General features: G+C 62.2%; 20 protein-coding genes. 11 read left to right on the top strand and 9 right to left on the bottom strand.

Translation table 11 applies throughout. From position 1 onward, the window contains the following. Window positions 1-312: 312 nt before the first annotated feature. Both ACQKPZ_RS20205 and ACQKPZ_RS20200 read left to right on the top strand, forming a co-directional pair. On the top strand, window positions 313-1,638 hold the full coding sequence (locus tag ACQKPZ_RS20205; protein ID WP_427541448.1) for a type II toxin-antitoxin system HipA family toxin: 1,326 nt from the start codon (window positions 313-315) through the stop codon (window positions 1,636-1,638). Beyond that, on the top strand, window positions 1,635-1,913 hold the full coding sequence (locus tag ACQKPZ_RS20200) for a helix-turn-helix domain-containing protein (protein ID WP_427541445.1): 279 nt from the start codon (window positions 1,635-1,637) through the stop codon (window positions 1,911-1,913). The genes ACQKPZ_RS20205 and ACQKPZ_RS20200 overlap by 4 nt, the downstream gene beginning before the upstream one ends. A gap of 48 nt (window positions 1,914-1,961) precedes the next feature. Here ACQKPZ_RS20200 and ACQKPZ_RS20195 read toward each other — a convergent pair whose 3' ends face one another. The 3 genes from ACQKPZ_RS20195 to ACQKPZ_RS20185 are packed head-to-tail and all read right to left on the bottom strand — an operon-like array spanning window position 1,962 to window position 3,726. Beyond that, entirely contained in the window at window positions 1,962-2,633 is a 672-nt protein-coding gene (locus ACQKPZ_RS20195) for a GNAT family N-acetyltransferase (protein WP_427541442.1), read from the bottom strand. Window positions 2,634-2,638: 5 nt separating this feature from the next. Then, a complete protein-coding gene (locus tag ACQKPZ_RS20190) occupies window positions 2,639-3,085 on the bottom strand; it encodes an N-acetyltransferase family protein (protein ID WP_427541439.1) in 447 nt (148 codons plus the stop codon). Between the two features lie 11 nt (window positions 3,086-3,096). Further along, on the bottom strand, window positions 3,097-3,726 hold the full coding sequence (locus tag ACQKPZ_RS20185) for an FMN-binding negative transcriptional regulator (RefSeq protein ID WP_427541436.1): 630 nt from the start codon (window positions 3,724-3,726) through the stop codon (window positions 3,097-3,099). Between the two features lie 90 nt (window positions 3,727-3,816). Here ACQKPZ_RS20185 and ACQKPZ_RS20180 point away from each other — a divergent pair, with 90 nt between their 5' ends. Continuing rightward, complete coding sequence (locus ACQKPZ_RS20180) at window positions 3,817-5,346, top strand: PLP-dependent aminotransferase family protein (protein ID WP_427541433.1); 1,530 nt, start codon at window positions 3,817-3,819, stop codon at window positions 5,344-5,346. 100 nt (window positions 5,347-5,446) lie between these two features. Here the strand turns inward: ACQKPZ_RS20180 and ACQKPZ_RS20175 are convergent, their stop codons facing one another. The 4 genes from ACQKPZ_RS20175 to aspA form a co-directional block, all read right to left on the bottom strand. Then, entirely contained in the window at window positions 5,447-6,550 is a 1,104-nt protein-coding gene (locus ACQKPZ_RS20175) for a polyamine ABC transporter substrate-binding protein (protein ID WP_427541430.1), read from the bottom strand. Beyond that, window positions 6,550-7,593, bottom strand: coding sequence for a histone deacetylase family protein (locus ACQKPZ_RS20170; protein ID WP_427541427.1), 1,044 nt, complete (start codon window positions 7,591-7,593; stop codon window positions 6,550-6,552). Before ACQKPZ_RS20170 ends, ACQKPZ_RS20175 begins: the two co-directional genes overlap by 1 nt. A 216-nt stretch (window positions 7,594-7,809) precedes the next feature. After that, window positions 7,810-8,802 (bottom strand): AraC family transcriptional regulator, encoded by a 993-nt coding sequence (locus tag ACQKPZ_RS20165; RefSeq protein ID WP_427541424.1) that lies wholly within the window; start codon window positions 8,800-8,802, stop codon window positions 7,810-7,812. A gap of 271 nt (window positions 8,803-9,073) precedes the next feature. Beyond that, complete coding sequence (gene aspA, locus ACQKPZ_RS20160) at window positions 9,074-10,498, bottom strand: aspartate ammonia-lyase (protein ID WP_346644335.1); 1,425 nt, start codon at window positions 10,496-10,498, stop codon at window positions 9,074-9,076. A 182-nt stretch (window positions 10,499-10,680) separates the two neighbouring features. Here aspA and ACQKPZ_RS20155 point away from each other — a divergent pair, with 182 nt between their 5' ends. The 5 genes from ACQKPZ_RS20155 to ACQKPZ_RS20135 all read left to right on the top strand — a co-directional run bounded on the left by ACQKPZ_RS20155 (window position 10,681) and on the right by ACQKPZ_RS20135 (window position 14,296). Beyond that, window positions 10,681-11,613 (top strand): LysR substrate-binding domain-containing protein, encoded by a 933-nt coding sequence (locus ACQKPZ_RS20155; RefSeq protein WP_427541422.1) that lies wholly within the window; start codon window positions 10,681-10,683, stop codon window positions 11,611-11,613. Between the two features lie 171 nt (window positions 11,614-11,784). Continuing rightward, the gene (gene purE, locus ACQKPZ_RS20150) at window positions 11,785-12,276 is read left to right on the top strand and encodes a 5-(carboxyamino)imidazole ribonucleotide mutase (RefSeq protein WP_009684500.1); all 492 of its coding nucleotides are present in this window, start codon (window positions 11,785-11,787) and stop codon (window positions 12,274-12,276) included. A gap of 10 nt (window positions 12,277-12,286) precedes the next feature. Further along, a complete protein-coding gene (locus ACQKPZ_RS20145; RefSeq protein WP_427541419.1) occupies window positions 12,287-13,369 on the top strand; it encodes a 5-(carboxyamino)imidazole ribonucleotide synthase in 1,083 nt (360 codons plus the stop codon). Between the two features lie 99 nt (window positions 13,370-13,468). Further along, window positions 13,469-13,714, top strand: a complete 246-nt coding sequence (locus ACQKPZ_RS20140) for a GlsB/YeaQ/YmgE family stress response membrane protein (protein WP_010955824.1) — start codon at window positions 13,469-13,471, stop codon at window positions 13,712-13,714. Window positions 13,715-13,762: 48 nt separating this feature from the next. Beyond that, the gene (locus tag ACQKPZ_RS20135; protein WP_161751323.1) at window positions 13,763-14,296 is read left to right on the top strand and encodes a DUF3299 domain-containing protein; all 534 of its coding nucleotides are present in this window, start codon (window positions 13,763-13,765) and stop codon (window positions 14,294-14,296) included. A 126-nt stretch (window positions 14,297-14,422) separates the two neighbouring features. On the opposite strand, the gene ACQKPZ_RS20130 is transcribed toward ACQKPZ_RS20135, so the two are convergent. Together ACQKPZ_RS20130 and ACQKPZ_RS20125 are read right to left on the bottom strand one after the other, a co-directional pair. Continuing rightward, on the bottom strand, window positions 14,423-15,319 hold the full coding sequence (locus tag ACQKPZ_RS20130; protein WP_427541416.1) for a D-hexose-6-phosphate mutarotase: 897 nt from the start codon (window positions 15,317-15,319) through the stop codon (window positions 14,423-14,425). Window positions 15,320-15,390: 71 nt separating this feature from the next. Then, on the bottom strand, window positions 15,391-15,789 hold the full coding sequence (locus ACQKPZ_RS20125) for an acyl-CoA thioesterase (protein WP_016712731.1): 399 nt from the start codon (window positions 15,787-15,789) through the stop codon (window positions 15,391-15,393). A 361-nt stretch (window positions 15,790-16,150) separates the two neighbouring features. Here ACQKPZ_RS20125 and ACQKPZ_RS20120 point away from each other — a divergent pair, with 361 nt between their 5' ends. From ACQKPZ_RS20120 to ACQKPZ_RS20110, 3 genes are all read left to right on the top strand, one after another. Further along, window positions 16,151-17,440, top strand: a complete 1,290-nt coding sequence (locus ACQKPZ_RS20120) for an MFS transporter (protein ID WP_427541413.1) — start codon at window positions 16,151-16,153, stop codon at window positions 17,438-17,440. A 236-nt stretch (window positions 17,441-17,676) separates the two neighbouring features. Beyond that, window positions 17,677-18,675 carry a phosphate ABC transporter substrate-binding protein PstS gene (locus ACQKPZ_RS20115; RefSeq protein WP_400737806.1) on the top strand — a complete coding sequence of 333 codons (999 nt, stop codon included), beginning with the start codon at window positions 17,677-17,679 and terminating at the stop codon, window positions 18,673-18,675. Window positions 18,676-18,814: 139 nt separating this feature from the next. Continuing rightward, window positions 18,815-21,103, top strand: a complete 2,289-nt coding sequence (locus tag ACQKPZ_RS20110; RefSeq protein ID WP_427541410.1) for an ABC transporter permease subunit — start codon at window positions 18,815-18,817, stop codon at window positions 21,101-21,103. The last annotated feature ends 31 nt before the right edge of the window (window positions 21,104-21,134 follow it).

Raw genomic sequence — 21,134 nt, 5'->3', positions numbered from 1 at the left:
CAAGGTGATCAAGCGGATGGCTTACGGCTACCGGGACAGCGAGTTCTTTTTCATGAAGATCAAGAATGACTTTCCCGGCAATCCGTGAAGAACCTGATTTAAGCCCTCATCTACAAGCGGTTAACCTCTGGGGAGCGGATGCTCCCCTTTTTTTATAGAGGGCTATGCATTTTAATGCAGAATTTGAAGAGGCTTTCAGCCTACATCTGCATTAAAGTGCAGAGCAGGAATGGAATTCGTCAAAAATCTGCACTATGCTGCAGATTGACCGGGCCGCTCGGTCAACAGCATGCGGTAAATCGCAGGTGAACCATGTACAGACTCACGCTCCAACTCCATGATCAGGGGCAGTGGCATGATGCTGTTGCCATAGCCTTTGCCGAGCCTGAAAAGAGCCTCTCCAGTCCCTGCGAGTTCGGATATACCTCCGAGTACGTCAAAACCAGTCTGGATGCATACGACAGCCTGTTCTGCCAGGCGGCAAGCGCAAGGTTGCCAGTGGATTTTGGTTCCCATCGTCTGCAGCACGCGCCCGCATTCCTTTACGACATCGCACCCGCCGGTGCCGCAAAGCGCTTCCTGCTGCGGCATATCGGCCGTGAGAAACCAGAAGGCATGGGGGATGACCTGTTTCTGCTGGGGCGTTCCACCCCGGCCCCAATCGGCAACCTGCGCATCAAGGAATCGGCCGAGCTACTGGATCTTGCCGACCCCATCGGGTTTACCCGTCAGGATGTGATCACCCGCGATCAACGGTTTCTCGAATACGCCTATGAGCAAGGTGCGGCCATTGGTGGCGCGACAGGCGCCGGTGGGGAAGCGCCAAAGCTGTTGATGACCGAGGCAGAAAACGGCCAACTGTATCCGGACGCGGTGCTTGCGGATGAACGTGCCCGTCGTCACTGGTTCATCAAGTTCGCCAGGAACCATGCGCTAGCTGATGATCAGCAGATCCTGCGGGCCGAATGCCTCTACTACAAGGCGTTGCAGCAGCTTGGCATCGAAACGGTGGCCAGTGAATACATGGCGCTGGAAGAAGGCAGCAAGCCCAGCCTGTGGATGGAACGCTTCGACCGCCAGGTTTGCGCTGAGGGTGTGCAGCGCTTTGCCGTGGAGTCGGTGTATTCCCTGTGTGGAGTAACCGAGCCTGGCAGCCGAATGGGGCACCTGGAGGTGGTCGAGGCGCTCGCCGGGTTGTGGAAAGCGGCCGGGCAAGGAAAAGAGCTGCCGGACCTGGTTGCCGATTATCTGCGGCGCGACCTGATCAACAAGATCCTGGGTAATGCCGATAACCACGGGCGTAACACCGCGATCATCCGTACCCGCAACACCGTGCGCCTCGCACCGATCTACGACCTTGCACCGATGGTGATGGATCAGGAAGGGATAACTCGAACGACCAAGTGGCCAGCCTCGATAGAGCGAGCAGGCGATATCGACTGGCAGGCTGCCTGCGTTGCACTGGCCAAATTTGTCGACCCGGGCGAGGCTTTTGAGCGTCTGCGGCAGGATGCCCGGCACCTGTTGGCATTGCCGGATATCTTGTCCGGCCTTGGGCTGCCTGATGCTGTGATGCATCACCCGGCAATTGCGCTGGGCAGGCTTGAGCGTCGGATGGCTGAATGGGGGTTGGCATGACGATTTCCATCGATGCCCGCGGGCTACTGATCGACGGAGTACGCGAAGGGATTGCCAACGGCAGCCTTGAGCTGGGCGCTGCCGTGCGGCGGCTGCGCGTGGAGGTGGCGAAGATGCAGCAGACCCAGTTTGCGCGGATGTGCAAGATTTCCGTGCGTACGCTGATCCAGATCGAGCAGGGCGGTGGCAACCCCACGTTGAACTCGTTGAACGCGGTGTTCAAGCCTTTTGGCTTGCAGATGGGGGTGGTCAAGCGCGTGAGCCAGATCAGGTAAGCCACTGCATCGATCACAGGCTCGTGAGCCCGTGATCGGTTGAGCAGATCAGCTCCTGCGGCAGTCCTCAAGCGTTTTTGCCTGCCCTTCCGGGCGTTGGTTCTCGGCGCTCAACCACCGCTCGAACCCCACCGCCACCTGCGGCCACTCATCATCGGTTATCGAGTACCACGCCGTATCACGGTTGTGGTCCTTCACCACCAGGTGCTTGCGGAAGACACCTTCGAAGACGAACCCGAACCGCTCTGCTGCACGCTTGGAGCGGGCATTGGCGTTATTGCACTTCCATTCCAGCCGGCGGTTTCCCAGTTCGAAGCTCAGCTTGCCCAGCAGGTAGACGGCCTCGGTACTCTTGGGTGTGCGCTGCATGGGAGCGCCGAAGGCGATGTGGCCGATCTCGATGCGGCCATGGTCGGGCACGATCGACATCAGGGTGAGGATGCCCTGAGCCTCGCCGCTGGCGCGGTCGATCACGGTGAAATACAGCGGGTCGTGGCCGGCGGCGTTACCTTGCAGCCAGCGGTCGAAGGCAGCGCGTTCGGTAAACGGGCCATAGGGCAGGTAGTCCCACAGCAGCGGGTCGGAATCCGGCCCTTGCAGGGCGGCCCAGAGGTCGTCGCCGTGGCGCGCCGGGTCGAGTTTTTCCAGGCGGATGAAGCGGCCGTCGATGGGCTCGGCCTTGGGCGATGCGGCGGGTTTCCAGTGCAGTGCGTCAGTCATGTGGCCTACAACCCTTTACGGAATTGGATGAAGCCCGGGCGCTCGGCAACCTGTTCGTACAGGCTGATGGCGGTGGCGTTGGTTTCGTGGGTCAGCCAGTGCACCTTGATGCAGCCGTCGGCCTTGGCCCTGGCGTACACGTGCTCGATCAGCTGGCGGCCGATCCCCAGGCCACGTTGGGTGCTGTCGACGTAGAGGTCCTGCAGGTAGCAGGAGTTCTCGATGCTCCAGTTGGAACGATGGTAGATGAAGTTGACCATCCCCACTGCTTTGTCATCGACCCAAGCCAGGGTCGAGTGGGTGGGTTCGTTCGGGTCGAGCAGGCGTTGCCAGGTGCTGAGGCTGACGTCCTCGGCCAGTTCGGTCTGGTAGAAGCGCAAGTAAGCCTGCCACAGGGCGAGCCAGGCGGCGTGGTCCTGGGCGGTGACGGGGCGCAGGGTGACATTGGGCATGGGGCGTTTCCTCAGAGGTGGCGCATCTGCGCCGCCAGTTGGTTGTCCAGGTAGTCGGTGCTGGCGCCCAGCCCTTCGCGCACGCCGGCGATGTCCTCGGCTGAGCGGTTCTGGCTGAGCTTGCGCGCACCTTGCAGGCGGGCGATGGGCAGGCGGATGCCGACAATGGCGCGGAGCATGCCGTCGATGTAGTCAGCCGGGGCGTCGTCCACCTTCCACTGTTCGCTGCGCCCCTGTTCGTGGCGCTCGGTCAGGCGGCTGACGATAGTCAGCAGTTTTGCTGCGTCGTGGATCACCTCAGCCGTGCCATAGGCGTGCACGGCCAGGTAGTTCCAGGTTGGCACTACCTTCGGGTTATCAGCTTTGCTCGGGTAGTAGCTGGGGCTGACATAGGCGTCCGCGCCGGGGAATACCAGCAGGGCCTCGCCGCCTTGCTCCAGGTCCTGCCATTGGCGGTTGGCCCGTGCCAGGTGGGCATAGACGGTGCCGAACTCGCCTTCGCCAGTATCGACCAGCACCGGAAGGTGTGTGGCCAGCAGGCCCTGTTCGCCATGGCTGACCAGCACGGCCAGGCGGGTGTCGAGCATGTGCTGGTGCAGCCGGCCGAGGTCGTGTTCCTGGTGGGGTTTGCTGTTGTACATGCTCGGTATCCTTGTGCAATGGTGCCATCCTAGGCAGGCTATTGGTTCTGTGTAAGAGCCATTACAGCCTGTTTTTATAGGTCCAATACCATGAGCGAACGCCCCCTCGTCTTGCCTTTCGACCCATCCGGCATCGCCCTGGATCGCCGTCGCGGGCTCAGCCAGCAGTTGTACCAGGCGCTGCGTGCGCGGGTGCTGGATGGGCGTTTGAGCAGCGGCACCCGGTTGCCGGCCTCCCGCGAGTTGGCCGCGATGCTGGAGCTGTCACGCAACAGTGTGGTGCGGGCCTATGACCAGTTGTACGCCGAGGGCTACATCGAAAGCCGGGTAGGCGATGGCACCTATGTAAGCCGGCTACCGAAATTATCCACACAAGTATCCACAGGGTTATCCCATAGGTTATCAACAGACTTATCCACATTATCGGGAAAAGACACTGAGGATTTATCCAGCAGCCGGCGTTCCAGCGACACTTTGCAGCGTCTGAAAACTCACCACTTGCCGCCGCCAAGGAGCGGCCAGCCGCGTGCTTTTCGCGTTGGCATTCCAGCATTCGATCTGTTCCCGTTTGACGTCTGGGCCAAGCTGCAGGCGGGTTTCTGGCGTAACCCGAGCCCGGAGCAACTAGGCTATGGCGACCCGGCGGGCGAGCTGATGCTGCGCGAGCTGATCGCTGCCTACTTGCGTCGCTCGCGTGGGCTTGGTTGCTCGGCTGAACAAATTGTGATCACCAGTGGAGCGCAGCAGGCCATCAGCCTTTGTGCACAGTTGCTGTTGCAGCCGGGCGACGGTGTGGCTGTGGAAAACCCGGGCTATCGGGCGGCCGGTCATGCCTTCGCGCTGGCGGGTGGCCGGGTGCTTGGCGTACCGGTGGATGAACAGGGGATGGACTGCGATCGGCTCGCGCAATTGCAGGATTGCCGGCTGGCCTACGTGACGCCTGCTCACCAGTACCCGACCGGCGTGACCATGAGCCTGGCGCGTCGCCTGGAATTACTGGCATGGGCTGACCGTAACGATGGCTGGATCGTCGAGGACGACTATGACGGCGAGTACCGCTACAGCGGCGCGCCCTTGGCCCCGCTTGCAGCGCTCGATCAGCACGGCCGGGTGCTGTATGTAGGCACCTTTGGCAAGATCGCTTTCCCGGCGCTGCGCCTGGGTTACCTGGTGCTGCCGTCACAGTTGGCCCAGGCGTTCAGCCAGGGCAAGGCGTTGGCTGTGAGGCATTCGGAGGTCAGCAGTCAGTGCGTGATGGCGGAGTTCATGGCCCGTGGGCACTTTCAGCGGCATATCCGGCGCATGCGCAAGGCGGCGTTGAGCCGGCGCAATGTGCTCAAGGCCGGCTGGCCTGTGGATATTCCAGGGCTGGGCCCCATGCCTGAAGTGGCGGCAGGGCTGCATGTGAAAGTTGATGTGGATAACTTTGCGCGGGAGCAGGAGCTGGTGGCCAGGGCCGAAGCGGTGGGGGTGGAGGTGACGCCGCTGAGCAATTTCTGGTTGGCGGACAGCGAGGTACCTGTGGATAAGCGCGCGGGGCTGGTGCTGGGGTTTGCGGCAGTGCCGGAGGGGGAGATTGCCGAGGCGCTGATGAAACTGCGCAAGGCGTGGAGAAAGTGAACGGGGCCGCTGTGCGGCCCTTCGCGGGCTTGCCCGCTCCCACAGGGTTCGGCGGTTACACGATCAATGTGGGAGCGGGCGAGCCCGCGAAGAATCCAACTCAGGTGCCGGACTTGATCCGCGTCCAGGCCCTGGTCCGCGCCCGCTCTGCATCCCGCGCCAGCGGCTTGAGCGTGTACAGCTTGGCCATCGCCTCTGCCGTCGGGTACAGGTTGGGGTTGTTGCGAATAGCCGGGTTCACCTTGTCGGTCGCGTCCTTGTTCGGGTTCGGGTAGCCGACAAAGTCGCTGATCGGTGCAATCACCTCAGGCCGCAGCAGGTAATTGATGAACGTGTGGGCATCCTCCGGGTTGGCCGCGTTCTTCGGTATCGCCAGCATGTCGAACCAGATAGGCGCACCTTCCTTGGGCAGGCGCATGTCCACCACCACCCCGTTCTTCGCATCGCGCGCACGGTTTGCGGCCTGCGAGAAGCTGCCGCTGTAGCCCACCGCCACGCAGATATCGCCATTGGCGATGTCTGCCATGTACTTGGACGAATGGAAGTAGGTGATGTACGGGCGAATCTTCAGCAGCAAGGCCTCGGCCTTCTTGTAGTCCTCCGGCTTGCCGCTGTTGGGGTCCAGGCCCAGGTATTTCAGGGCCAGCGGCAGTATCTCCGAAGGCGAGTCGAGCAGGGCCACGCCGCACTGCTTGAGCTTGGCGATGTTCTCTTCCTTGAAGATCAGGTCCCAGCTGTCCACCGGCGCATTCTCGCCGAGCGCGGCCTTGACCTTGGCCGGGTTGAAGCCGATCAGTACGGTGCCGTACATGTAAGGCACGGCATACTTGTTACCCGGGTCGTTGGCCTCGATCAGTTTCATCAGCGCCGGGTCCAGGTGTTGCCAGTTCGGCAGCTTGCTGCGGTCCAGCGGCTGGAACACCCCGGCTTCGATCTGCTTGGCGAGGAACACGTTGGACGGCACTACCACGTCATAGCCGGAGTTGCCGGTGAGCAGCTTGGCTTCCAGCGCTTCGTTGGTGTCGAAGATGTCGTAGATCAGTTTTACGCTGCTGTCCTTCTGGAAGTCGGTCAAGGTCTGCGGGGTGATGTAGTCGAACCAGTTATACACACGCAGGGTGCGCTGCTCGGCTTGAGCGTGCAGGGCACCGGTGAACAGGGTGGCAGCGATGAACGGGGCGAGCAGACGCTTGAGTCGGACCATTACCGGGCTCCTGGCTGGGCGCGCTGGAAGCCTTCCAGCACATTGACCGCGTTGATACCGATTTCTTCCACAGCGTAGCCGCCTTCCATCACGAACAGGGTCGGCTTGCCGAGCTGGCCGATGCGCTCACCCATTGCCAGGTAGTCCGGGCTGTCCAGCTTGAACTGGGAAATCGGGTCGTCCTTGAAGGTATCCACACCCAGCGAAACCACCAGCACATCGGCGTCATAGTGGGCGATGCGCTGGCAGGCGTCTTCCAGGGCGGCGCTCCAGGCGGCCCAATCGCTGCCGGCCGGCAATGGGTAGTTGATGTTGCAGCCCTCGCCAGCACCCTCGCCGGTTTCATCGGCATAGCCGAGGAAGAACGGGAATTCGTCCTGCGGGTCGCCGTGGATCGAAGCGAAGAACACGTCGTTGCGGCTGTAGAAGATGTCCTGGGTACCGTTGCCGTGGTGGTAATCCACGTCGAGGATGGCGACTTTGCGCTTGCCTTGGTCCAGGAAGGCCTGGGCGGCGATGGCGGCGTTGTTCAGGTAGCAATAACCGCCCATGACTTCGCCGGCAGCGTGGTGCCCTGGCGGCCGGCACAGGGCAAAGGCCGAATGGGCGCCTTGCTGGATTGCGGCCTGGGCGGTGAGGGCAACCTGTGCGGCGCTGTAGGCGGCTTGCCAGGTACCCGCGGTAATCGGCGCGCCGGCATCGAAACTGTAATAGCCCAGTTCACCGTGCAGGCCGGTCGGTTTTACCTGGCGCAGTGTGCGTGCCGGCCAGGTGAACGGCAGCAGGTCGCCTTCCTGGCCCATCGCGGCCCAGCGGGCCCAGGCGCCCTCGAAGAAGGCCAGGTAGTCGGCGCTGTGGATGCGTTGCAGCGGGGCGCGGCCAAAGTCGGTGGGGCCCTGGATGTCACCGAGGTTGCGCTTCTTGACCTGGTCCAGCACGTGGTCGGCACGCGAAGGCATCTCGAAGCAGGGCATCAGCTTGCCGTCGATCAGCTCGCAGCGGCCGTGGTGCAGGCGGTGGTCATCGGAATAGATCGTCAGCATTGTTGTTCTCCGGTGGGTACTGGCGTGGGTCCATTGTCATGGGCAGGTCAGTAACGGAGAACGACGCAAACGGCCAAAAGGGGATCGATGTGGCCAAGCTCTTTGGCCTGTGCCGGCCCTTTCGCGGGTGAACCCGCTCCCACAGATACACCACAGGCCTGAAGGCGAGTGGGATACCTGTGGGAGCGGGCAAGCCCGCGAAGAGGCCAGAACAGGTCAACCGCGGAAGTGGCTGGGCGCCACACCACTCCAACGCTGGAAGGCATGCCGGAAACTGGCCGTCTCGCTGAACCCCAGGGTTTCGGCAATCCGGTAGATCGGCATCTGCTCATCAGCCAGCAACTGCTTGGCCCGCTCAAACCGCAATTCGTCCAGCATCTGCTGATAACTGCTGCCAAGCGCCTGCAAATGCCGGCGCAAGGTGCGCGACGAGCAATTCATCTGCCGCGCCAGGCCTTCCAGCCCAGGGGCGGCATCCAGTTGCTGCGCCAGCAACTGGCGAATCCGCCCCAGCCAGGCCTGCCGGCCCGTAAACTCCAGGTTCAGGCGCCGGCAGCGTTCGCTCATGGCTTTGAGGGTAATGGGGTCGGCCAGTGGCAGCGGCATGTCCAGCCAGCGCCGCTCGAAAGCAAAGGCATTGTCCTGGGCATCGAAACCGACCGGGCACTGGAATGCACCGGCATAGAGCGCGTGGTAGCCGGGCCGGTGATGTTCGAAGCGCGCGCCAAGCAGCGGTAGCGGGCGACCAAGCAGGTCATCGCAGATGACTTTCAGCGAAACCATGCAGAACTCGGCATTGAAGGCGCTCAGCGCCGGGCTGTCGTGGTAATCACTGGCGCTGAACCAGACTCGCTGGCCGTCGTCGATCAAACGCAGCTTGAACACTGTTCCCAGCAGTGCCGGATACTCCAGCGCCAGGCGCAAGGCGTCACCCAAAGTGGCACTGGAGAGCAGGGCGTAACCGAGCATGCCGTAGCACGACACATGCATGCGCCGGCCCAGCTCCAGGCCAATATCCTCGCGCCGGGCCACGGCATTGGCGCACACCTGCAGTTCTTGTTGGGTAGTGATGCGTGCATCAGCATGCCCCAGGTCTGCCGGGCCAATGCCGCTGCCGGCCAGCAGGTCCGCAGCGTCACAACCGTCTGCCTGGAAGACGTTGAGAATCAGCGAAACCGCGTTGAGGGTGGTGAGGTGGCTGTGCAGCATTTGGGTAATCCCGTTGGGCTGGGACGTATTATGGAGCAAGTTGTGTGCCGTTATCCGGGGGCCGCTTTGCGGCCCTATCGCGACGCAAGGCCGCTCCCACATTGATCGGTGTACGCAGGCCTTTTGTGGGAGCGGCCTTGTGTCGCGATTGGGCTGCGCAGCAGCCCCAAAATCCATCAGGCAAAAAAAGGCCCGAAGCATTGGCTCGGGCCTTGAAAGGTTGAGAGGTGTCTAGTCCCTTAACCTGGTGAGACTGTTTGCAGCGGTCGGGTTACGCCTTCAGCGGAACCAGACGGGGGGCGATCATGTTTTCCGGGCGCAGGATGTCGTTGAGCATCTCTTCGTCCAGCAGCTTCTCTTCACGCACCAGTTCCAGTACGCCGCGGCCGGTTTCCAGGGCAACGCGGGCGATACGGGTGGCGTTTTCGTAGCCAATGTACGGGTTCAGGGCGGTGACCAGGCCGATCGAGTGCTCGACCAGTTCACGGCAGCGCTGTTCGTTGGCAGTGATGCCGACGATGCAGTGCTCGCGCAGCATGTCCATGGCGCGTTGCAGCAGGCGGATCGAGTCGAAGATCTTGTAGGCGATCAGCGGTTCCATCACGTTCAGCTGCAGCTGGCCACCTTCGGCGGCGACGGTCAGGGCCAGGTCGTTGCCCATGATGGCGAAGGCCACCTGGTTGACGGCTTCCGGGATAACCGGGTTGACCTTGCCTGGCATGATCGAGCTGCCTGGCTGACGCGCTGGCAGGTTGATTTCGTTGATGCCGGTGCGCGGGCCGCTGGACAGCAGGCGCAGGTCGTTGCAGATCTTCGACAGCTTGACTGCGGTACGCTTGAGCATGCCGGAGAACAGCACGAAGGCACCCATGTCGGAAGTGGCTTCGATCAGGTCGGCAGCCGGTACCAGCGGCTGGCCGCTGATAGTGGCCAGGCGCTGAACGGCCAGGGCCTGGTAGCCAGGGTCGGCGTTGATGCCGGTGCCGATGGCGGTACCGCCCAGGTTGATTTCGGTCAGCAGTTCCGGGGCCAGCGAGCGCAGGCGCTGCAGGTCTTCGGTCATGGTGGTGGCGAAGGCGCGGAATTCCTGGCCCAGGGTCATCGGCACGGCGTCCTGCAGCTGGGTACGGCCCATCTTCAGTACGTGGTCGAACTCTTTACCTTTGGCAGCGAAGGCCTGGATCAGGCTGTCGAGGCTGGCCAGCAGGGCGTCGTGACCCAGCAGCAGGCCCAGGCGGATAGCGGTCGGGTAGGCGTCGTTGGTCGACTGCGCCATGTTCACATCGTTGTTCGGGTGCAGGTACTGGTACTCACCCTTCTGGTGGCCCATGGCCTCCAGCGCGATGTTGGCGATGACTTCGTTGGCGTTCATGTTGGTGGAAGTACCAGCACCGCCTTGAATCATGTCCACCACGAACTGCTCGTGGTAGTCGCCTTTGATCAGTCGGCCGCAAGCGGCGCTGATGGCGGCGTGCTTGGCATCGCTCAGGTGCCCCAGCTCACGGTTGGCGTCAGCAGCAGCCTGCTTGACCATCGCCAGGCCGACTACCAGTTTCGGGTAGTGCGACAGCGGAACGCCGGAGAGGTGGAAGTTGTTGGCAGCGCGCAGGGTCTGGATGCCGTAGTAGGCATCAGCAGGAACTTCAAGGGTACCCAACAGATCTTTTTCGACGCGGAACGATGCAGCGGAGGACATGATGTATATCATCTCGATTTTGACCCGGCACATGCCGGAATGGCGCCAATCCTAGGCCTGAAGGTGATTTTGCGGCCAATGCTGTTGCACGCTAACCTATGCACAAACGGCATAGTGTTTCATGTGACGCCAATTGACATTCGAGCGTGTTCCATTTTGGTGCACGCCAGGAGATGTGCTTCGTGAACCTTGAAAGCAAATGGCTGGAAGATTTCAGCGCACTGGCCTCCACCCGCAGTTTTTCCCAGGCGGCAGAGCGGCGGTTCGTTACCCAGCCGGCCTTTAGCCGGCGCATTCGCAGCCTTGAAGCAGCGTTGGGCCTGCAGTTGGTGAATCGTTCCCGCACGCCGATCGAGCTGACCGAGGCTGGCCAGCTTTTTCTTGTCACGGCCCGCACTGTTGTCGACCAGTTGAGCGAAATTCTGCGCCATTTGCATCATCTTGAAGGCGGGCAGGGCGAGGTGGTTCAGGTGGCTGCGGCGCACTCCCTGGCGTCGGGCTTTTTCCCCCGCTGGGTGGCTCAGTTGCGCAATGACGGCTTGAACATCGCCACCCGCCTGGTTGCGACTAACGTCGGAGATGCCGTGCACGCATTACGTGAAGGTGGCTGCGACCTGATGCTGGCCTTCTATGACCCGGACGCGGCCTTGCAGATGGACGCCGAGATTTTCCCGTCGCTTCACATGGGCACCACGGAAATGTTGCCGGTGTGCGCCGTGGATGCCGAAGGCAAGCCGCTGTTCGACCTGGAAGGCGAGGGCAGTGTGCCGCTGCTGGCCTATACCGCAGGCGCTTTCCTTGGGCGCTCGGTCAATTTGCTGCTGCGTCAGCGCAACCTGCGTTATACCACCGTCTATGAAACGGCCATGGCCGACAGTCTCAAGAGCATGGCGCTGGAAGGCATGGGCATTGCCTGGGTACCGCGCCTGTCGATGCGGGGCGAACTGGAACGGGGCGAACTGGCCATCTGTGGCGGCAGCCAGTGGCACGTACCACTGGAGATCCGCCTGTACCGTTGCGCCCTGGTACGCAAGGCCAACGTACGGCTGCTGTGGCGCAAGCTGGAAGGTGCGGCGGCGGTTGACCCAAAAGTCAGCCAAAGCCCCGAAAAATAAGGGGCGACAGTTGGTCGCCGGGGTGCCTTAAACGCACCACCTTACGGTATACTGCGCGGCCTTTCGACCGGATGCGTCCGGTCCTGATCAGCAAACAAGCCACGCCGGTCGTCCCGCGTGGCTTGTTGTTTTTTGACGCGCCCACGGGCGCACAAGCGAAGAGGCTCGACGATGAGTGCACTGGTTGGCGTGATCATGGGCTCCAAGTCCGATTGGTCCACCCTTAGCCACACCGCCGATATGCTGGAAAAACTCGGCATTCCCTACGAAGTGAAGGTGGTTTCCGCCCACCGCACCCCGGATCTGCTGTTCCAGTATGCCGAGGAGGCCGAAGGCCGTGGCATCGAGGTGATCATCGCCGGTGCCGGTGGCGCAGCCCACCTGCCAGGCATGTGCGCCGCCAAGACCCACCTGCCGGTGCTGGGCGTGCCGGTGCAGTCGTCGATGCTGTCGGGCGTCGATTCGCTGCTGTCGATCGTGCAGATGCCAGCCGGCGTGCCGGTTGCCACCCTGGCCATCGGCCGTGCCGGTGCCGTCAACGCTGCGCTGCTGTCGGCCAGTATCCTGGGCGCCAAGTACCCGCAGTTCCACGCGGCGTTGAAGCAGTTCCGCACGGAACAGACCGACACCGTGCTGGACAACCCAGACCCGCGCCAGGCTTGAGGCTCAACCCATGAAGATCGGTGTAATCGGTGGCGGCCAGCTGGGCCGCATGCTGGCTCTGGCGGGCACCCCGCTGGGCATGAACTTCGCCTTCCTCGACCCGGCACCGGACGCCTGCGCCGCGCCATTGGGCGAGCACCTGCGTGCCGACTACGGTGACCAGGGCCACCTGCGCCAGCTGGCCGACGAAGTCGACCTGGTCACCTTCGAGTTCGAAAGCGTCCCGGCCGAGACCGTGGCCTTCCTCTCGCAGTTCGTGCCGGTTTACCCAAGCGCCGAAGCGCTGCGCATCGCCCGCGACCGCCTGTTCGAGAAAAGCATGTTCCGCGACCTGGGTATCCCGACCCCGGCCTTCGCCGACATCCTCTCGCAGGCAGACCTGGACGCCGCGGTAGCCAGCATCGGCCTGCCGGCCGTGCTGAAAACCCGCACCCTGGGCTACGACGGCAAAGGCCAGAAGGTGCTGCGCACTCCAGAAGACGTGGTAGACACCTTCGCCGAGCTGGGCAGCGTGCCATGCCTGCTGGAAGGCTTCGTGCCGTTCACCGGTGAAGTGTCGCTGGTGGCCGTGCGTGCCCGTGATGGCGAAACCCGCTTCTACCCGCTGGTGCACAACACCCACGAAAGCGGCATCCTGCGCCTGTCGGTGGCCAGCCAGGCGCATCCGCTGCAGGCCCTGGCCGAAGACTATGTTGGCCGGGTGCTGCAGAAGCTGGACTATGTAGGCGTGATGGCCTTCGAGTTTTTCGAAGTCGACGGTGGCCTGAAGGCCAACGAAATCGCCCCACGTGTGCACAACTCCGGGCACTGGACCATTGAAGGCGCCGAGTGCAGCCAGTTCGAGAACCACCTGCGCGCTGTCGCCGGCCTGCCGCTGGGTTCCACGGCCAAGGTGGGCGAGAGCGCGATGCTCAACTTCATTGGTGAAGTACCGGCTGTGGACAAGGTTGTCGCCATCGGTGACTGCCACCTGCACCACTACGGCAAGGCCTTCAAGGTAGGCCGCAAGGTTGGCCATGCCACCCTGCGCTGCCATGACATGGCTACCCTCGAGCGCAAGATTGCCGAAGTAGAAGCCCTGATCAGCAACTGATCGAACTTCTGCCACCGGCTTGCCCTCTGAAAATGGCAACAAGCCTGAGCGCTGTCTAGGCTTTGGCTTGTTCCATCTTCGAACTGCAGAGGGATTGCCATGGGCATCATTGGAACCATCTTCATCGGCCTCATCGTCGGCTTGCTGGCCCGCTTCATCAAGCCGGGTGACGACAGCATGGGCTGGATCATGACCATCCTGCTGGGTATTGCCGGCTCCCTGCTGGCCACCTATGGCGGCCAGGCACTGGGTATTTATCAGGCCGGACAGGCGGCGGGCTTCTTTGGCGCGCTGGTCGGTGCCGTGGTCCTTCTGGTGATCTACGGATTCATCAAGAAACGCTGAATAGTGGTTAGAATGCCCGGCAATTCATCCGAGTTGCCGAGCATTTCCATGCGTGCCTTTTTCCTTGTTCCCCTGCTGTTGGCCAGCGCCCTGGCCCATGCCGAACTGCCCGAAACCGACTGGCTGGAGCTGATGCCCAAGTCGGACCAGAAGGCGCTCGAGCAAATGCCTGAAATCGACCACAACTCGCCGGAAGCCATGGGCACCTTTACCGACAAGGGCGGCTTGAAGCAGAGCAAGGGCTTGCCGGCGGTGATGTACTCCACCAAGACCGTGGCGGCCATGAACGGCAAGGACATCCGCCTGGGCGGCTACCCGGTGCCGCTGGAAAGCGATGCCAAGGGCAACAGCACGCTGTTCTTCCTGGTACCGTACCCGGGCGCGTGCATCCACGTACCGCCACCGCCGCCGAACCAGCTGGTGTTGGTGCGCTACCCGAAAGGCCTCAAGATCGATGACATCTACACGCCGCTGTGGGTCAGCGGCACGCTGAAGGTGGAAAAGGTCAGCAATGACCTGGCCGATGCGGCCTATGCCTTGGATGCAGGGAAGGTGAGGGTGGTGGAAGACGCCGACCTCTGATCGCCTTGAAAAGGGGCTGCTTTGCAGCCCATCGCGACACAAGGCCGCTCCTACAAGGGAACGCGATCGCCTGTAGGAGCGGCCTTGTGTCGCGATGGGCCGCGCAGCGGCCCCAAGGGCCTCAGCTCAAACCGCTTCGCTAGTCACCGCTACGCCCAGCGAATGACTGCCCCCAGGCTTCAATACCACCAGGTCATCCCACACATTCGCCGTCTCGATGCACAGCATCCGCTGCCACCCGTCATCGGCCATGTCCGCCAGCTCCTTGGCCCGCTCGGTCCAGGGGTTCCAGATCACCGCCGAGCGTGACCCGCTGCTGGTCAAGGTAATCCGCCGCCCCCAATGCGGGTCGACAATGCTCAGGGTTTGCGGGGTGTCGAGGTAGATCCGGTCAGTCTCCCCGGCAAATTCAAGCGCCCCCTGCTGCTGGCGCTGTTCCCAGTCAGCAAGGGTTTCGATATAGCCCAGCCCCTCGACCCCTTCGACCCGCGCCTGGCGTACATCGCTGACTGCAAAGTAGCTGTGCAGGGCCTGGCTGATGGTCACCGGGGTATTACCCATGTTGCGGCTGGTCAGCTTAAGTACCAGTTCTTCTCCCAGATGCACCATGAGCTTCAGCTCGACGTCATGGGGCCAGTCGGGCAGGTCGCCTTGTGCTTCAGGCAGTTCGAATTCAATGCGCAGGCCGTCGCCTGCTTCTTCGATACCCAGCAACTGCCAGTCTCGCGAGCGCGCCAGACCATGGGCAGGGGCCTGCTCGCCGTGGTACATGGCCTGCACGGCCTGGGGGTTGCGCTGCAAGTTGCCGAACCACGGCCAGCACACCGGTACCCCGGCACGTACCGACTTGCCCTTGCGGAAGATGGCCTGGTCGCTCAGCCACAGCAGCGGTGGCTCGCCCACCCGCTGGTAGCTGAGGATCTGCGCGCCCTGCTGGGCGATCAGGAGTTCGGCGCGGTCGCTGCTGATTCGCCAGCAGTTCAGTTCGCCATGTTTCTCGGTTACGACCTGGTAGGTAGCCATTGCATTCATCTCATTGATAGCCAGTGGGCCTTGGACCCGGGCACATGCAATGAGTTTACCGCTGGCGTTGCTCAGCGACGAGGCACAGAGCGGGTGCGGCCACTGCCGTCGATGGCGACGAAGACGAATACCGCCTCGGTGACCTTGCGCCATTCGCTGGAAAGCGGATCGTCGCTCCACACTTCGACCATCATCCGGATCGAGCTGCGGCCGATTTCCAGGGTCTGGGTGTAGAACGACAATTGCGCGCCCACCGCTACCGGTACCAGGAAGGCCATGCGATCAATGGCCACGGTTGCCACGCGGCCGCCGGCGACACGGCTGGCCATCGCGGTGCCGGCCAGGTCCATCTGGGCGACCAGCCAGCCGCCAAAGATGTCGCCAAACCCGTTGGTCTCGCGTGGGAGTGCAGTAATTTGCAGGGCCAAGTCGCCTTGCGGGATGGGATCTTCTTGTTCGAGCTCAATCATGCGATGGGGCCTCTGACCCGTGACGCTTTTCGTTGGTGTGGCGCAAAGGCCGGGTAAACGATTCAGCTGGAAACATACTACGCCGATTTCGTTTCACTGGACGGCCGTAGGGAAACTCTGCGAAACCGTCTGACATAAAGACCGGCGTTTTCGCACAACATCCCACGCGAGCAGCAACCTTTTCCTACGAACTGCCAGTATATAGAGCATAACGGCCAGCGACGACCGCGCATTCATGAATATCTGTATGGATTTTGTATCGCTTTCGGCGCAGCTCGGCAATTTGCTATCTTCGCCTGTCCCCTAATCCAGAAGCCGCGTGCCAAGCGGCCTGCATGCCCTACAAAGAGAACAACGAGCGATGACTTCCGTGCCCAGCAGTATCGAGCAGCCCTCGCGGCCGCTGACCCGCAGTGACTACAAGACCCTCTCACTGTCCGCCCTGGGCGGCGCGCTGGAGTTCTACGACTTCATCATCTTCGTGTTCTTCGCCACGGTGGTCGGCAAGCTGTTCTTCCCGGCCGACATGCCTGAGTGGCTGCGCCTGATGCAAACCTTCGGCATTTTCGCCGCCGGCTACCTGGCGCGGCCGTTGGGCGGCATCGTCATGGCCCACTTCGGCGACCTGTTGGGGCGCAAGAAGATGTTCACCTTGAGCATCTTCATGATGGCCCTGCCAACCCTGATCATGGGCCTGCTGCCCACTTATGCCCAGATCGGCATGTGGGCGCCGATCCTGCTGCTGCTGATGCGCGTGATACAGGGCGCGGCAATCGGAGGCGAGGTCCCGGGCGCCTGGGTGTTCGTGTCCGAACACGTGCCGGCGCGCAATACCGGCTACGCCTGCGGCACCCTGACCGCGGGGCTGACGGCGGGCATTCTGCTGGGCTCGCTGGTGGCGACCCTCATCAACAGCGTGTACAGCGCCGAAGAAGTGGCTGATTACGCCTGGCGGATCCCGTTCCTGCTTGGCGGTGTGTTCGGGCTGTTCTCGGTGTACCTGCGCCGCTGGCTGCACGAAACCCCGGTGTTCGCCGAGATGCAGCAGCGCAAGGCGCTGGCCGAAGAGCTGCCATTGCGCGCCGTGCTGCGTGACCACCGTGGCCCGATCATCCTGTCGATGCTGCTGACCTGGATGCTGTCGGCCGGCATCGTCGTGGTCATCCTGATGACTCCCGCGCTGCTGCAGAGCTTCTACCACATCAGCCCGATCGACTCGCTCAAGGCCAACAGCATGGCCATCGTACTGCTCAGCTTCGGCTGCATCGGGGCTGGCAGCCTGGCCGACCGCTTTGGTGCGGGCCGGGTGTTCGTGATCGGCAGCCTGCTGCTGCTGGCCAGTTCCTGGACCTTCTATCACAGCTTGCCGACCCACCCTGAGCTGCTGTTCCCGCTGTATGCCGTGACCGGCCTGTGCGTGGGTGTGATCGGTGCGGTGCCTTATGTGATGGTCAAGGCGTTCCCGGCGGTGGTGCGTTTCAGTGGGCTGTCGTTCTCCTACAACGTGGCCTACGCGATCTTCGGCGGTTTGACGCCGATGGTGGTGACCGCGCTGCTGAAAGTGAGCCCGATGGCGCCTGCCTATTATGTGGCGGGGCTGTGTGCTGTTGGTCTGGCTGTGGGGCTGTACCTGCTCGCCAACAAGCGCTGATCTGCGCCGGGGCTGCTGGCCCCTTCGCGGCTAAAGCCGCTCCCACAGGTGCGGCGCTGGGTTTGAGGTCTGTGCAAGTCTCTGTGGGAGCGGCTTTAGCCGCGAAGAGGCCAGACCTGCTTGCAGTGATGGCCTTTCATCCAATTGTCACATTCAAGTCATATCGTGTTCATGCGGCCTACCGATACTTGGGCCCGTTCCATCCAACACCCCAATATTCCTGCTAGGAGCAAGGCATGAAACTGAAGCGTTTGATGGCGGCCCTTACCTTCGCCGCCGCGGGCGTTGCAACCGCCAACGCGGTAGCCGCCGTCGATCCGTCGATCCCGACCTACACCAAGACCACCGGTGTATCGGGCAACCTCTCCAGCGTAGGTTCCGACACCCTGGCGAACCTGATGACGCTGTGGGCCGAGGCCTACAAGAAGGAATATCCGAACGTAAACATCCAGATTCAGGCTGCCGGCTCCTCCACCGCGCCACCCGCGCTGACCGAAGGCACCGCCAACCTCGGCCCGATGAGCCGCAAGATGAAAGACGTCGAGCTGCAGGCCTTCGAGCAGAAGTACGGCTACAAGCCGACTGCCATCCCGGTCGCTGTCGACGCCCTGGCTGTGTTCGTGCACAAGGACAACCCGATCAAAGGCCTGACCATGGCTCAGGTTGACGCCATCTTCTCCTCCACTCGCCTGTGCGGTGGCAAGGCCGAGATCAAGACCTGGGGCGACGTGGGTGTGACCGGCGACCTGGCCAACAAGCCAATCCAGCTGTTCGGCCGCAACTCGGTATCGGGCACCTACGGCTACTTCAAGGAAGAAGCCCTGTGCAAAGGCGACTTCAAGCCTAACGTCAACGAACAGCCTGGCTCGGCTTCGGTCGTGCAGTCGATCAGCTCTTCGCTGAACGGCATCGGCTACTCGGGCATCGGTTACAAGACCGCAAGCGTCAAGACCGTAGCCCTGGCCAAGAAAGAAGGCGGCGAGTTCGTTGAAGACAACGAAGCCAACGCCCTGAACGGCAGCTACCCGCTGTCGCGCTTCCTGTACGTGTACGTCAACAAGGCCCCGAACAAGCCTCTGGCCCCGCTGGAAGCCGAGTTCGTCAAGCTGGTGCTGTCGCAAGCTGGCCAGCAGGTCGTGGTGAAGGATGGCTACATCCCGCTGCCGGCCAAAGTCGTCGACAAGACCCTGGCTGACCTGGGTCTGTCGCACGCCGGTAACGTTGCAAAGAAGTAAGTAACTGAAGAAGAGGCCGGTGCCACTGCCCGGCCTCTTCCACGAATTCCAAGTCCGAAGCCAGGTATCCTGTGCGGCGGGCTTTCGCGCGTCACCACTTTGTAATGTTTTTGTCACACGGGACCGCTAGGGTGTGCGCATGAATGATCTGGCCAATTCCAACATGACCCAAAACTCCCAGCCCGTGCGCATTGATTTCAATACGCCCGAGTTGCAACGCAAGCGCCGCATGCGTGCGCTCAAGGACCGCCTGACCCGCTGGTATGTACTGGTGGGCGGGCTTGCCGTATTGGCGGCCATCACCCTGATCTTCTTCTACCTGGCCTATGTGGTGCTGCCACTGTTCCAGGGTGCCCACCTGACCAGCAAGCAGGCCCTGGCGCCGACCTGGCTGCAGCAGGATGCCGGCAAGCCGCTGATGATCGCGCTTGAAGAGCAGAACCTGGTGGGCATGCGGGTTTCGGACAAGGGCCAGGCATTGTTCTTCGATACCAAGACCGGTAACGAGCTCAAACGTGTCGACCTGCCCGTGCCGGCAGGCACCCAGGTCACGTCGATCAGTGCTGATCAGCCGGGCAGTCCGCTGGTGGTGCTGGGCTTGTCCAATGGCCAGGCGCTGGTGTTCCACCACACCTACAAGATCACCTACCCGGACAACAAGAAGACCATCACCCCCAACATCGACTACCCGTATGGCGAGCAGCCGTTCGTGCTCGACGAACAAGGCCGTGCGCTGGATCACGTCAGCGTCAACGTCAATGGCGACACGTTGGTACTGGCCGGCTCCACCGGCGCGCAACTGCAGGTGCTGGAGCTGACCCGCAGCGAAAACATGATGACCGAAGAGGTCACCACCGAGCAGAACCGCATCGTCCTGCCGCAGATGACCGAGGTAGTGAAGAACATCTTCATCGACCCGCGTCAGCAATGGCTGTACGTGATCAACGGCCGCGCCACGGCCGATGTGTTCAGCCTGCGCGACAAGAGCCTCAATGGCCGCTATAAACTGTCCGAAAGTGCCGACACCGAAGTGACCGCCACTGGCCAGTTGGTCGGTGGCATCTCGCTGATCATCGGTGACTCCAAGGGCGGCCTGGCCCAATGGTTCATGGCCCGCGATCCGGATGGCGAATCGCGCTTCAAGCAAATTCGTACTTTCCAGATGGGCAAGGCGCCTATCGTGCAGATCGACGCCGAAGAGCGCCGCAAAGGCTTTATCGCGCTGGACGCCGAAGGCAAGTTGGGCGTATTCCACAGCACCGCGCACCGTACCCTGCTGGTCGAGCCGGCTGCCGAAGGCCCAGGCATCCTGGCCCTGTCGCCACGCGCCAACCGCATCATCATTGAACAAGGTGGCAAGCTGCTGCCGCTGAGCCTGCGCAACCCGCACCCGGAAATCTCCTTCAGCGCGCTGTGGGGCAAGGTGTGGTACGAGAACTACGACGAGCCGAAATACGTCTGGCAATCGACCGCCTCGAACACTGACTTCGAGCCCAAGCTGAGCCTGTCGCCGCTCACCTTCGGTACCTTGAAGGCCGCGTTCTACGCGATGATCCTGGCCGCCCCGCTGGCCATTGCCGCCGCCATCTACACCGCCTACTTCATGGCCCCGGGCATGCGCCGCAAGGTCAAGCCGGTGATCGAGCTGATGGAGGCCATGCCGACGGTGATCCTCGGCTTCTTCGCCGGCCTGTTCCTGGCCCCGTACCTGGAAGGCCACCTGCCGGGTGTGTTCAGCCTGTTCCTGCTGATGCCGTTCGGCATCCTGCTGGCCGGTTTCACCTGGACGCGCCTGCCAGAGTCGATCCGCCTGCGGGTGCCGGATGGCTGGGAAGCGGCGATCCTGATCCCGGTCATCCTGTTCACCGGCTGGTTTGCCCTGACCATGAGCCCGCACCTGGAAAGCTGGTTCTTCGGCGGTGACATGCGCCTGTGGATCACCAATGACCTTGGTATCACCTACGATCAGCGCAACGCCCTTGTCGTCGGTATCGCCATGGGCTTCGCGGTTATCCCGAACATCTACTCCATTGCCGAAGACGCCGTGTTCAGCGTGCCACGCAGCCTGACCCTGGGCTCCCTGGCCCTGGGGGCGACGCCCTGGCAGACCCTGACCCGCGTGGTCATCCTCACCGCCAGCCCGGGTATCTTCTCGGCGCTGATGATCGGCATGGGCCGTGCGGTGGGCGAAACGATGATCGTGCTGATGGCCACCGGCAACACCCCGGTGATGGAGATGAACCTGTTCGAGGGCATGCGCACCCTGGCCGCCAACGTGGCCGTGGAAATGCCGGAATCGGAAGTCGGCGGCAGCCACTATCGCGTGCTGTTCCTGGCCGCCCTGGTGCTGCTGATGTTCACGTTCGTGATGAACACCTTGGCCGAGCTGATTCGCCAGCGTCTGCGCAAGAAATACTCGTCGCTTTGATAGAAAGGTAGCGATCCGTGAAAAAGGATTC

Origin of the sequence: Pseudomonas sp. NPDC089547, assembly GCF_050280665.1 — a bacterium.
Taxonomy (GTDB): domain Bacteria; phylum Pseudomonadota; class Gammaproteobacteria; order Pseudomonadales; family Pseudomonadaceae; genus Aquipseudomonas.
The sequence above is the reverse complement of the archived record's forward strand: the minus strand, read 5'-3'. Positions and strand labels throughout refer to the sequence as shown.